This window comes from Variovorax sp. ZS18.2.2 (assembly GCF_024701975.1).
In the GTDB taxonomy this organism is placed as follows: Bacteria; Pseudomonadota; Gammaproteobacteria; order Burkholderiales; family Burkholderiaceae_C; genus Variovorax.
The window spans coordinates 69,032-81,888 of record NZ_JANLNM010000013.1 but is presented as its reverse complement, the minus strand read 5'-3'; the positions used below and the strand labels follow the sequence as shown (position 1 = coordinate 81,888).

The 12,857-nt window shown below is 66.6% G+C and carries 10 protein-coding genes and 1 riboswitch; of the genes, 9 read left to right on the top strand and 1 reads right to left on the bottom strand.

What is annotated here, in order from left to right; translation table 11 throughout:
• Positions 1–23 precede the first annotated feature (23 nt).
• The 6 genes from NU688_RS31920 to NU688_RS31895 all read left to right on the top strand — a co-directional run bounded on the left by NU688_RS31920 (position 24) and on the right by NU688_RS31895 (position 7,013).
• Complete coding sequence (locus NU688_RS31920) at positions 24–1,841, top strand: ATP-binding protein (protein ID WP_257864905.1); 1,818 nt, start codon at positions 24–26, stop codon at positions 1,839–1,841.
• Between the two features lie 65 nt (positions 1,842–1,906).
• The gene (locus tag NU688_RS31915; protein ID WP_257864904.1) at positions 1,907–2,338 is read left to right on the top strand and encodes a YchJ family protein; all 432 of its coding nucleotides are present in this window, start codon (positions 1,907–1,909) and stop codon (positions 2,336–2,338) included.
• Positions 2,339–2,548: 210 nt separating this feature from the next.
• Positions 2,549–2,654: riboswitch (TPP riboswitch) on the top strand.
• Positions 2,655–2,740: 86 nt separating this feature from the next.
• A complete protein-coding gene (thiC, locus tag NU688_RS31910) occupies positions 2,741–4,627 on the top strand; it encodes a phosphomethylpyrimidine synthase ThiC (RefSeq protein WP_257864903.1) in 1,887 nt (628 codons plus the stop codon).
• Positions 4,628–5,463: 836 nt separating this feature from the next.
• A complete protein-coding gene (locus NU688_RS31905; protein WP_257864902.1) occupies positions 5,464–6,156 on the top strand; it encodes an HAD family phosphatase in 693 nt (230 codons plus the stop codon).
• Positions 6,157–6,219: 63 nt separating this feature from the next.
• Complete coding sequence (locus tag NU688_RS31900) at positions 6,220–6,552, top strand: thioredoxin family protein (protein ID WP_257864901.1); 333 nt, start codon at positions 6,220–6,222, stop codon at positions 6,550–6,552.
• Positions 6,553–6,560: 8 nt separating this feature from the next.
• Positions 6,561–7,013, top strand: a complete 453-nt coding sequence (locus tag NU688_RS31895) for a hypothetical protein (RefSeq protein WP_257864900.1) — start codon at positions 6,561–6,563, stop codon at positions 7,011–7,013.
• Between the two features lie 33 nt (positions 7,014–7,046).
• Here NU688_RS31895 and NU688_RS31890 read toward each other — a convergent pair whose 3' ends face one another.
• Positions 7,047–8,078, bottom strand: a complete 1,032-nt coding sequence (locus NU688_RS31890) for an AraC family transcriptional regulator (RefSeq protein WP_257864899.1) — start codon at positions 8,076–8,078, stop codon at positions 7,047–7,049.
• A gap of 140 nt (positions 8,079–8,218) precedes the next feature.
• Here NU688_RS31890 and NU688_RS31885 point away from each other — a divergent pair, with 140 nt between their 5' ends.
• From NU688_RS31885 to NU688_RS31875, 3 genes are all read left to right on the top strand, one after another.
• The gene (locus NU688_RS31885; RefSeq protein WP_257864898.1) at positions 8,219–9,391 is read left to right on the top strand and encodes an isovaleryl-CoA dehydrogenase; all 1,173 of its coding nucleotides are present in this window, start codon (positions 8,219–8,221) and stop codon (positions 9,389–9,391) included.
• Between the two features lie 150 nt (positions 9,392–9,541).
• Complete coding sequence (locus NU688_RS31880; RefSeq protein WP_308340347.1) at positions 9,542–11,224, top strand: AMP-binding protein; 1,683 nt, start codon at positions 9,542–9,544, stop codon at positions 11,222–11,224.
• Complete coding sequence (locus NU688_RS31875; protein ID WP_257864896.1) at positions 11,221–12,849, top strand: carboxyl transferase domain-containing protein; 1,629 nt, start codon at positions 11,221–11,223, stop codon at positions 12,847–12,849. The genes NU688_RS31880 and NU688_RS31875 overlap by 4 nt, the downstream gene beginning before the upstream one ends.
• Positions 12,850–12,857 lie beyond the last annotated feature (8 nt).

Here is a 12,857-nt window from a genome sequence, read left to right as displayed (position 1 = left end):
GAATCATGGCCCGGTTTCCGTCCATGCGCGCCCCTTCGTCCACCCCCGTCCGCAGGCCCTTTCCAGGGGGCATCCTGCAGCGCATCCGCGGCTACTGGGTCGAGTCGCCGAATGCCAATCCGCTGGTCGACCAGAGCCTTGCGCGGGCCTATGTGGTCGACACCTTCGACACCCCGCTGATGGCGGCCACCGTCGCCGCCATCTTCTGGATTACTTTTCTCGTACTCACCCACAACCTGGGCGCGCTGGTCTGGGGCGTGCTGGTGCACACCTCGCAGTGGCAGCGGCACCGGCACCTGCGCCGCATCGATCCGGCCGGCATCGATGTCGCCACTGCGGTGCAGACGCGCCGGCGGCTGGAGCTGCGCATGCTGGTGCCGGGGCTGATCTGGGGGCTTGCGCCGTGGCTCTTCTTTCCGCACGCCGACCTGACGCTGATCCTGCTGATGTACTTTTTCGTCAGCGGGGTTTCGAGCGTCGTGATCGCGGCGCTGGCCCAGTGGTGGCTCGCGGCGGTGTGCTTCAGCGTGCCGATGTTCCTGGGCATGGCGCTCAGGCTGGTGGTCGAGCCGGGCAGCGTGACGCTCATCATGGGCTGCCTCGTGGTCTCGCAGATGTTCGCTGCGCTCTACTACGCGCGCAAGCAGAACCGGCTGATCGTGAGCGCCATCGAAACCGGCTTCGAGAAGGCACGCCTGGCCGATGCGCTCGCGCGCCAGCTCGACCACGTGGCGCAGCTCGCGGCGCAGCGCGCGCGCATCTTCGCGGCCGCCAACCATGACCTGCGCCAGCCGATGCATGCGCTGGCGATTTTTGTCGACGCGCTCGACACGCGCACCGCGCCCAGCGCCGACAACCTGCGTTTCATGCGCGACAGCGTCGATGCGCTGCGCGGCTCCATCGACGCGCTGCTCGACATCGCGCAGCTCGACGGCGGTGTGACCCCGGTGCGGCTGGAGCCGCTGTACCTCGATCCGATCTTCGAATCGCTCCAGGGGCGTTTCGCCGCGCTGGCCGATGCCAAGGGGCTCGCGCTGCGCATCCGCCCGACCGAGGCGGTGGTGCGGGCCGATGCGCGCATGCTCGCGCGCGTGCTGGGCAATCTGATCGACAACGCCATCAAGTACACGCCTGTGGGCACGGTCTTCGTGCTCGCGCGGCGGGTGCAGCGCCCGGCGGACGGCGTGCCCGCCTGGCGCATCGAGGTGCGCGACTCGGGCATGGGCATCGAGGCGCAGCACCGGGAGCATGTGTTCGAGGAGTTCTTCCAGGTCGACAACCCGGGCCGCGACCGCAGCCGCGGCCTCGGGCTGGGCCTGTCGCTGGTGGCCGGCATGGCGCAGGTGATGGGTTCGCGCATCGAGGTGCGCTCCGCGCCCGCGCGCGGCAGTACTTTTTCGCTGGTGCTGGAAGAGGCGCCCGCGCCGCCGAAGGTGCCGGAGACCGAGGTGCCGGCCGAGCCGGTTGGGTCCGGCCGGACCACCTCCGCGATCCGCATCCTGGTGCTCGACGACGAGCAGCCCGTGCGCGAGGCGATGCGCTCGCTGCTGTGCGGCTGGGGCCACGAGGTGGCGCTGGCCGCCAACCCGCGCGAGGCGCTGCAGCATGGCGGCGTGTTCGACCTGATGCTGAGCGACCTGCGGCTGGGCAGCGGCCTCTCGGGGCTGGCTGCCGCGCAGGCGCTGCAGGCGGTCGGCAAGGCGCGCAACGTGGTCATTCTGACCGGCGAAACCGCCCATGCCAACCGGGTGGAGGTCGAGCGCGCGGGCTATGCGCTGATCTACAAGCCGGCCGATGCGCGGGCGCTGCAGGACGCGATTGCCGCGAGCCGCGTGGGGTAGCTTCGGCTGGCTCCGGGGTTGCCCCATCGGAGGGATCCTCGCGAGGTGTTCCAATAGCGGTCTTCATGAGCGCCATCGATCCCACCACCGGACCTTGCCCCTGCGGCCGTACCGACCGCCGCGACAAGCCCATCGGCTACGCCCTGTGCTGTGGCCGCTACCTCGACGATTTCGAGAACACGCCCGCCCCCGACGCCGAATCGCTGATGCGCTCGCGCTATTCGGCCTTCGTGCTGGAACGCGCCGAGTACCTGCTCGCCACCTGGTACGTGTCGAAGCGGCCGGCGTCGATCGAGTTCGAGCCGGGCATCAAGTGGCTGGGGCTGGACATCCGCTCGCGCTCGGTGCTCGATGCCGACCATGCCGAGGTCGAATTCGTCGCGCGCCAGCGCAGCAGCACGGGCACCGCTACCCGCCTGCACGAGCGCAGCCGCTTCGTGAGAGAAGGCGACCGCTGGTACTACCTCGACGGCGACCTGCAGCAGCCCCTGGCCTGAGAGGCTGAGAAGCAATCCGACATGACCGCTCATCCCCCGCAAAGGGTCCCACTCTGCGTTGCAAATGCTCGCCATAGCCCGAGCTATGGCTGCGCTTTGCGCCTTGATTGGGGCCCTTTGCGGGGGCTGCTCGGTCACGCCGAATTGCTTCTCAGCCTCTGACTGGCGGGGTGACGCGGGTTGACGCGCCGGGCCGGGGCTCGCACAATCGGCCTCGCTCCGGGGTGCACACACGTGGTGTGCTGAGATGGCAAAGCTGCCGACCCGCGAACTTGATCCGGGTCATACCGGCGTAAGAAGAGCTGCACTCCCTGACCGAGGTCCCGTCACCCACCTTCCGTGACGGCCCCAAGTCCACCGAGCGATTGCGGAGCACCCTTTCCCTCAACAAGGAGTGCCCCGATGAATGCCCCCGATAAGTTCACTTCCCTGCTCTCGCTCACGCGCGAGCCCTTTCCCGCGTCCCACAAGTGCCTGATCCCGGGCAGCCGGCCCGATCTGAACGTGCCGGTGCGCGACGTGCTGCTGACGAATGGCGAGACCGTCTCGCTCTACGACACCTCGGGCCCGTACACCGATGCCAAGGTCGACATCGACGTGCGCCGCGGCCTGCCCAGCGTGCGCGATGCGTGGATCGCCGAGCGCAACGACACCGAGAGCTACGAAGGCCGTTCGCACCAGGCGCTCGATGAAGGCCTGAAACACGCGCACGACCACGACGCCCTGCGTCTGGCCGAACTGCGCGCCGCCGCCTCGGCGCTGCAGCGCACGCCGCGCCGCGCGAAATCGGGCGCCAACGTCACGCAGATGCACTACGCACGCCGCGGCATCGTCACGCCCGAGATGGAGTACGTAGCCCTGCGCGAGAACGGCAAGCGCGAGTGGATGGCCGAATACCTCGCCAACGAGGAGCGTGCCAAGCGCGTGGCAGGCAACCCGATGGGCGCAAGCATCCCGCGCATCATCACGCCCGAGTTCGTGCGCGACGAGGTGGCGCGCGGCCGCGCGATCATCCCTGCCAACATCAACCATCCTGAAGTCGAGCCGATGGCCATCGGCCGCAACTTCAAGGTGAAGATCAACGCCAACATCGGCAACTCGGCCGTGACCTCGAGCATCGAGGAAGAGGTCGAAAAACTCGTGTGGGCGATCCGCTGGGGCGCCGACAACGTGATGGACCTGTCGACCGGCAAGAACATCCACACCACGCGCGACTGGATCGTGCGCAACTCGCCGGTGCCCATCGGCACGGTGCCGATCTACCAGGCGTTGGAGAAGGTGGGCGGCGTGGCCGAGGACCTGACCTGGGAGATCTTCCGCGACACGCTGATCGAGCAGGCCGAGCAGGGCATCGACTACTTCACCATCCACGCGGGCGTGCGGCTGCCGTTCATTCACCTCACGGCCGACCGCATGACGGGCATCGTCTCGCGTGGCGGCTCGATCATGGCCAAGTGGTGCATCGCGCACCACAAGGAGAGCTTTCTCTACGAGCGCTTCGAGGACATCTGCGACATCATGAAGGCGTACGACGTGAGCTTCTCGCTGGGCGATGGCCTGCGTCCGGGCTCGGGTGCCGATGCGAATGACGAAGCGCAGTTCGCCGAGCTGCGCACGCTGGGCGAGCTCACCAAGATCGCGTGGAAGCACGACGTGCAGACCATGATCGAAGGCCCGGGCCATGTGCCGATGCACATGATCCAGGCCAACATGGACGAGCAACTCAAGCACTGCCACGAGGCGCCGTTCTATACGCTCGGGCCGCTGACGATCGACATCGCACCGGGGTATGACCACATCTCCAGCGCCATCGGCGCGGCGATGATCGGCTGGGCCGGGACTGCGATGCTGTGCTACGTGACGCCCAAGGAGCACCTGGGGTTGCCGGATCGCGATGACGTGAAGCAGGGGATCATTGCTTACAAGATTGCTGCGCATGCTGCGGACGTTGCGAAGGGACATCCGGGGGCGCGCTCGCGTGACGATGCGTTGAGCAAGGCGCGATTCGAGTTTCGCTGGCAGGACCAGTTCAACCTCGGGCTCGATCCCGACACCGCGCGTGAATTCCATGACGAGACGCTGCCGAAGGACTCGAGCAAGGTGGCGCACTTCTGCTCGATGTGTGGGCCGAAGTTCTGCTCTATGAAGATTACGCAGGAAGTGCGGGAGTACGCGGCGAAGAAGGGCGTGGCGGAGGCCCAAGCCATGGCTGAGGGGATGGAGGAGAAGTCGAAGGAGTTTATGGCTGGGGGTGGGGAGATCTACATACCTATTCGAGCTGTGTCTTGAGGTTTTTTTCCGAGGCCGGGTCTCGCCCCGGCGGGCGAGCTACTTTCTTTTGCTTCGCCAAAAGAAAGTAGCCAAAGAAAAGGCGACCCCGCTGTCTGCGACCCTTCGCTTCGCTACGGGCAACCTGCGGTGCTCGCGTTTCGCGGGGTCTCGCAGAACTCGCTTCGCTCAAACAGCTGCGAGCTCTGATCCGCGAAACGCTGCGCTCCTCGGCGCAGCCAGAGGGGGTGGAGACAACACGGGCCATCGCTTTGCTCGGCTTGCAATCGGGCCTTTGCTTCGCTCGGCCTCGATTCGGTCGGGTCGTTGCCTCACTCGACGGCTGGACTTGCCCCCTCTCCCCTTGGGGAGAGGGCGGGGGTGAGGGCATCGGCCTTCGTGCCGGCGAGGCGGTGTTTCTGCCGGCCCTCACCCCAACCCTCTCCCAGAGGGAGAGGGAGCCAATCCGAACTCAGCGGAGCAGAGGCTCGTCGTCGTAGATGGAACCAACCCAAGCCGAGCGAAGCGAAGGCCCGTGAGCTGGCCGAGCGCAGCGATGGCCTGCTGGTCCCCAAAGCCCTTCTCTGTATGCGCCGAGGAGCGGAGCGTTTCGCGGATCAGGGCTCGCCCTTGTTTGAGCGAAGCGAGTTTGGGCGAGACCCCGCGGAACGTGAGCACCGCAGGTTGCCCGAAGCGAAGCGTAGGGACGCAGACAGCAGGGTCGCCTTTTCTTTGCTTACGTTCTTTTGGCGAAGCAAAAGAAAGTAAGTCGGCCGCCGGGCCGAGACCCGGCCCCGAGAAAAAGAAACCCCCAGTTGCTACCATCGTCCCAAGCAAGCAAGTCAACGAACAACCATATGACCCCATTCCCCTTCGCCGCAGTCCTCTTCGACTGCGACGGCGTCCTAGTCGACTCCGAACCCATCACCAACCGTGTGCTCGCCGACATGCTCGGCGAGCTCGGCTGGCACCTCACCACCGAGGAAGCGATGAACACCTTCACCGGCAAGGCCGTGAAGGACGAAGCCGCCCTCATCGAATCGAAGACCGGTTTCGTCATCACGCCCGAGTGGCTGAAGACCTTCCGGGCTCGCCGCAACGAAGCCCTCGACCGCGACCTGCAGGCCATCCCCCATGCCGTCGCCGCAGTCCGCGAAATCCACGCGGCACTCAAGGGCCGCATCGCCTGTGCCTCGGGCGCCGACCGCCACAAGGTCGAGCTGCAGCTGGCCAAGGTCGGCCTGCTCGACTGCTTCGAAGGGCGCATCTTCAGCGGCCACGAAATGCCGCGCTCCAAGCCGCATCCCGACGTGTACCTCGCCGCCGCCGAAGCGCTGGGCGTCGACCCCAAGCGCTGCGCCATCGTCGAGGACACGGTCACCGGCGCGATGGCCGGCGTGGCCGCGGGTGCGACGGTGTTCGGCTACAGCACGGGTGAATCGGGCCACAGCGGTCCCGGTCCGCTGCTGAGCGCGGGCGCGGTGAAGGTGTTCAGCGACATGACCGAACTGCCCGCGTTGCTTTCGGGTTATCGCCTGCAAGCGGCCTGAGTTTCTGGTGGAATGGTTGGCACCGTCTCCCCTCCATTCGCAGGAACGAAGGAACCCCAGCCCATGACCTCCGAATACAAGACAGAACAACCCGACCGCGCCGAGATCGACGCACGCACCGGCCCCGCCGTGGTCGAGTTCGGCACCAACTGGTGCGGCATCTGCAAGGCCGCGCAACCGAACATCGCCGAGGCCTTCGCCAAGTACCCCGAGATCCCGCGCATCAAGGTCGAGGACGGCAGCGGCCGCCCGCTGGGCCGCTCGTTCAACGTGCGGCTCTGGCCCACGCTGGTGTTCATGCGCGATGGCAAGGAAGTCGCGAAGCTGGTGCGGCCGGAAGACAGCCAGTCGATCGCCGATGCGCTGGCGAAGATCGCCGCGGCACCCTCCGCCTGAAGAAAGAAGTGAACGCCGAACTCCGGCGCCTCGCCAAGGCGGCCGATCTCGAGGCCGAAGTCCATTCGCTGCTGCGGCTGCGCTTCGGCTTCGCGTGTGTGCAGCGCGTGCGGCACCTGCTCGAATCGCCGGAGGCCATCGATTGCCTGGACACCCTCGGCGCCTTCCTCGAAGGCCGGTGCGATGCGGCGGCACTGGCGTCGGCGCGACAACGTGGGGCAGCAACGGCCGGCAGCCATCCGGGTTCGGCCTCCATCGATGGGGCGGCGCATGCAGCGGTGTCCGCGACCTACGCCGTTGCCAGGGCGCTGGCCGGACAGGCGCTCGAAGCGGCCGACTACGCGGCGTATGCCACGGTCTATGCCTATGGCGCCTATGCGCTCAAGGACCCCGACGCCTTCGCGGAGGAGTACGCATGGCAGGCTGCGCAGTTCAAGGCGATGACCGCAACATCCGCCTGACGGCTCGCCACGAGCAGCACGGCCGCCAGCTGCTCACGAAGGTCCTTGCTGCCGGAAATCCCTGGGCGCATACCCCGTCCACTGCAGGAAAGCGCGCGAAAAACTCTTCTCGTTGCGAAAGCCCACCGCCAGCGCCACCTGCTTGATCGGGCGGTTGGTGCGGCGCAGCAGCTCCACGGCGAGCTCGTGGCGCACCTCGTTCTTCAGCGTCTGCAGCGAGGTGCCTTCCTCGTGCAACTGCCGGTGCAACGTGCGGCTCGATACGTTCAGCAATCCGGCCAGCGCGTCCGCGGTGGTGGCCTCGGCGGCGCGCGAGCGCAGCAGCTCGCGCACGCGCTGGCCCAGCAGGCGGTCGCGGCGGTACTGCAGGATCGTGAGCGGCAGCGCGCGCTTGAGCATGGTGCGCAGCGCGCGCTCGTCGCGCTGCAGCGGCAGGGCCAAGTAGCGCTCGTCGAAGCTGATGGTGGCCTGTGCCGCATCGAAGCGCACCTCGGGCGTGAACATCGGCGCGTAGGCATCGCGGTGCGGTGGCACCGCGAACGGAAAGGTGGCGTTGCGCAGCGAGATGCGCGAGTCGATGGCCCAGCACATGTAGCCGTGCATGAAGCGCAGGCTGGTGACCAAGCAGAACTCGCGGAAGGCCTCGTCCAGCGGGCGGTTCTCGGTGATGCGCAGCGTGGCCACGCCGCCGGCCACTTCGAGCGCGAGGCCGATGTCTTCCGTCAGCAGGCGGTGATGGCGGCACCAGCGCTTGATGGCCACGCCCAGGTCGGGCGAGGTCAGCGAGGCGCGGCACAGCATGCCGTAGCTGCCCCAGGGCAGGCGCCGCGAGAACCAGCCGAGGGCCTCGTCGTCCAGCTCCTGCATGGCGTGTTCCGAGAGCGCCTCGAACTGCGCCGCCGTCACCCGCGCGCCCGGCCGGGCCAGTTCGCGCGGCGTGATCTGTGCCGACTTCAGGGCCTCGGCGGGGTCCATGCCGTAGCGCTCGTAGCCCTTCGCGATGGCTCTCACGAAGGCCATGGGGGTGACGGCGCGGGCGGGCTTCAGGAAGGCGGGCGAGGTCATGGTCGGGCGGTGAAGTCGTGGCGCAATTTGCAACCATTGTGGCGCCAATTGCGGCGCGACGAGGCGTAAGCTGCGTTTCTTCCAAGCGCCATTCCGCGTGGGCAGCCCTGCGCGCCGACCCCTCAGAGGAGACAAGACACATGCACGATCCCGGCCTGAACTTCGACCTGGGCGAGGACATCGACTCGCTGCGCAGCGCCATCCAGGACTTCGCCGCCAACGAAATCGCTCCCCGCGCCGCCGACATCGACCGCGACAACCTGTTCCCGCACGACCTCTGGCAGAAGCTGGGCGAACTGGGCCTGCACGGCATGACGGTCAAGGAAGAGTTCGGCGGCACCGAGCTGGGCTACCTGGCGCACATCGTGGCCATGGAAGAAGTCTCGCGCGCCTCGGCCTCGGTGGGCCTGTCGTATGGCGCGCACTCCAACCTGTGCGTGAACCAGATCCACCGCAACGGCAACGATGCGCAGAAGAAGAAGTACCTGCCCAAGCTGGTGAGTGGCGAGCACGTCGGTGCGCTGGCCATGAGCGAGCCCAACGCCGGCTCCGACGTGGTGAGCATGAAGCTCAAGGCCGAGAAGAAGAACGGCTACTACGTGCTCAACGGCGGCAAGATGTGGATCACCAACGGCGGCGACGCCGACACGCTGGTCATCTATGCCAAGACCGAACCCGAGATGGGCGCGCGCGGCATGACGGCCTTCATCATCGAGAAGAACTTCAAAGGCTTTTCGGCAGGCACCAAGCTCGACAAGCTCGGCATGCGCGGTTCCAACACCTACCCGCTGTTCTTCGACAACTGCGAAGTGCCTGAAGAAAACGTGCTCGGCGGCGAAGGCCTCGGCGCGAAGGTGCTGATGAGCGGCCTCGACTACGAACGCGCCGTGCTCTCAGGCGGCCCGCTGGGCATCATGGCCGCGTGCATGGACGCGGTGCTGCCCTTCATCCACGAGCGCAAGCAGTTCGGCCAGAGCATCGGCGAGTTCCAGCTGATGCAGGGCAAGCTCGCGGACATGTATTCGACGTGGCAGGCCACGCGCGCTTACGTGTACGCCGTCGGCAAGGCCTGCGACCGCAACGACCATGCGCGCACCTTCCGCAAGGACGCGGCCGGCGCGATCCTCTATTCGGCCGAGAAGGCGACATGGATGGCCGGCGAGGCGATCCAGGCGCTGGGCGGCGTGGGCTACACGAAGGACTTTCCGGTGGAGCGGCTGTGGCGCGATGCCAAGCTGTACGAGATCGGCGCGGGGACGAGCGAAATCCGCCGGATGCTGATCGGCCGCGAGTTGTTCGCGGAAACTGCGTAAGCTGTTTTTCCCCCTCCCCTTCCGGGGGAGGGCAGGGGTGGGGGCAAGCGGCGTTCGATGAAGCATTGCGCCGAACAAGCGCCGCTTGCCCCCATCCCAACCTTCCCCCGGAAGGGGAAGGAGCAAGACAAAACGGAGACAAGGAAGGACATGAGCATGACTGCTGCGTTGACCGAGAGCTACGGCAAGGGCGCCACCGACGTCCCGCTGATCGAGCAAACCATCGGCGACTTCTTCGACGACATGGTCGAAAAGCAACCCGATCGCGAAGCCCTCATCAGCCGCCACGAAGGCCAGCGCTTCACCTACCGCGAGCTGCAGGCCGAATCCAGCAAGCTCGCGAGCGCGCTGCTGAACCTCGGCCTCGTGCCCGGCGACCGCGTCGGCATCTGGTCGCACAACAACGCGCCCTGGGTGCTGATGCAGATCGCCACCGCCAAGGTCGGCCTGATCCTCGTCAACATCAACCCGGCCTACCGCACCTCCGAGCTCGAGTACGCGCTCAACAAGGTCGGCTGCAAGGTGCTGGTGACGATGGCGCAGTTCAAGACCAGCGACTACCTGGGCATGCTGCGCGAGCTGGGTCCCAAGCGTCTGCCGCAGCTGCAGCACACCTTCTGGATCGACGGCAAGGCCGCGGCCGATGTGGAAGAGCCCGGCATGAAGCGCTTCAGCCAGCTGCTCGCCAGCGGCGACGTGTCCGACCCGCGTGTGGCGCAGATCCAGAAGACGCTGAAGGCCTCCGACCCCATCAACATCCAGTTCACCAGCGGCACCACGGGCTTTCCCAAGGGCGCGACGCTCACGCACCGCAACATCCTGAACAACGGCTTCTTCATCGGCGAGTGCATGAAGCTCTCGCCCGTCGACAAGCTCTGCATCCCGGTGCCGCTCTACCACTGCTTCGGCATGGTGCTGGGCAACCTCGCCTGCCTCACGCACGGCTCGGCGATCGTGTACCCGAACGACGGTTTCGATCCGCTCACCGTACTGGAGACCGTGCAGGCCGAGAAGTGCACGGGCCTGCATGGCGTGCCCACGATGTTCATCGCCGAGCTCGACCATCCGCGCTTCAAGGAGTTCGACCTCTCCACGCTGCGCACCGGCATCATGGCCGGCTCGCCGTGCCCTATCGAGGTGATGAAGCGCGTGGTGAACGAGATGCACCTGGGCGAAATCACCATCGCCTACGGCATGACCGAGACCAGCCCGGTGAGTTGCCAGAGCAGCACCGACACGCCGCTGGACAAGCGCGTGTCCACCGTCGGCACGGTGCAGCCGCATCTCGGGGTGAAGATCGTCGACCCGGAGACCGGCACGGTCATGCCCGTGGGCAAGTCGGGCGAGCTGTGCACGCGCGGCTACTCGGTGATGCACGGCTACTGGGAAGACGAACCCAGGACGCGCGAAGCCATCGACGCCGAGCACTGGATGCACACCGGCGACCTCGCCACCATGGACGCCGAGGGCTACGTGAACATCGTCGGCCGCATCAAGGACCTGGTGATCCGCGGCGGCGAGAACATCTACCCGCGCGAGATCGAAGAGTTCCTGTATCGCCACCCGAAGGTGCAGGACGTGCAGGTGGTCGGCCTTCCGGACAGGAAGTACGGCGAAGAGCTGTGCGCCTGGATCATCGTCAAGCCCGGCCAGACCGCGACCGACACCGAGATCCGCGACTTCTGCAAGGGCCAGATCGCGCATTACAAGGTGCCGAAGTACATCCAGTTCGTCACCGAGTTCCCGATGACGGTGACCGGCAAGATCCAGAAATTCAAGATCCGCGATGCCATGACCGAGCAACTCGGTCTCACGCAAGAAAAGACAGCATGAGCAAACTCGAAACCAAACTCAACGCCCGCTCCGCAGACTTCCAGGCGAATGCCGCTGCGATGCGCGCCTTGGTCGATGACCTGCATGCGCAGTTCGCCAAAGTGGAGCAGGGCGGCGGCGAGGCTGCGCGCGCGAAGCACACGGGCCGGGGCAAGCTGCTGCCGCGCGACCGCGTGGCCGAGCTGCTCGACCCGGGCACGCCGTTCCTCGAAATCGCGCCGCTGGCTGCGCATGCGATGTACCTCGATGCCAAGGGGGCCGAATCGGCACCCGGCGCCGGCATCATCACCGGCATCGGCCGCGTGAACGGTGTCGATTGCATGATCGTCTGCAACGACGCGACGGTGAAGGGCGGCACCTACTACCCGATGACGGTGAAGAAGCATCTGCGCGCGCAAGAGGTTGCCGAGCAGAACCGCCTGCCCTGTATCTACCTCGTCGACTCGGGTGGCGCCAACCTGCCGAACCAGGACGAGGTGTTCCCCGACCGCGACCACTTCGGCCGCATCTTCTACAACCAGGCCAACATGAGCGCCCAGGGCATCCCGCAGATCGCGGTGGTCATGGGCTCGTGCACGGCGGGCGGCGCGTATGTGCCGGCGATGAGCGACGAGTCGATCATCGTGAAGAACCAGGGCACCATCTTCCTGGGTGGTCCGCCGCTCGTGAAGGCGGCCACCGGCGAGGTCGTGACGGCCGAAGACCTCGGCGGCGGCGACGTGCACACGCGGCTCTCGGGCGTGGTCGATCACCTCGCGCAGAACGACCTGCACGCGCTGGCGCTCGCGCGTTCGGCGGTGGCGAATCTCAATGCCAAGGCCGCAGCGCCGCAGCCGGCCGCACATCCGGCAGTGAACGCACCCGCGTTCCCGCGCGAAGAGCTCTACGGCGTGATCCCCACCGACACCCGCAAGCCCTTCGACGTGCGCGAGATCATCGCGCGCATCGTCGACGGCAGCGAGTTCCACGAGTTCAAGGCGCGCTTTGGCGCCACGCTGGTCTGCGGCTTCGCCGAGATCGAGGGCATGCCCGTCGGAATCATCGCCAACAACGGCATCCTGTTCAGCGAGTCGGCGCAGAAGGGCGCGCACTTCATCGAGCTGTGCTGCCACCGCAAGATCCCGCTGGTGTTCCTGCAGAACATCACCGGCTTCATGGTCGGCCGCAAGTACGAGAACGAAGGCATCGCGCGCCACGGCGCGAAGATGGTGACGGCGGTGGCCACCGCCAACGTGCCCAAGTTCACCATCATCATCGGCGGCAGCTTCGGCGCCGGCAACTACGGCATGTGCGGCCGCGCGTACAGCCCGCGCTTCCTCTGGATGTGGCCCAACGCGCGCATCAGTGTGATGGGCGGCGAGCAGGCCGCGAGCGTGCTGGCGACGGTGAAGCGCGACGGCATCGAGCTCAAGGGCGGCAGCTGGAGCAAGGACGAGGAAGAGGCCTTCAAGGCGCCGATCCGCCAGCAGTACGAAGACCAGGGGCACCCCTACTACGCGACGGCGCGGTTGTGGGACGACGGGATCATCGACCCGGCCGATACGCGCCGTGTGCTCGCGCTGGGATTGGCCGCGTCGCGCAATGCGCCGATTCCCGAACCGAAGTTCGGCATCTTCCGCATGTGAAGAGGGGC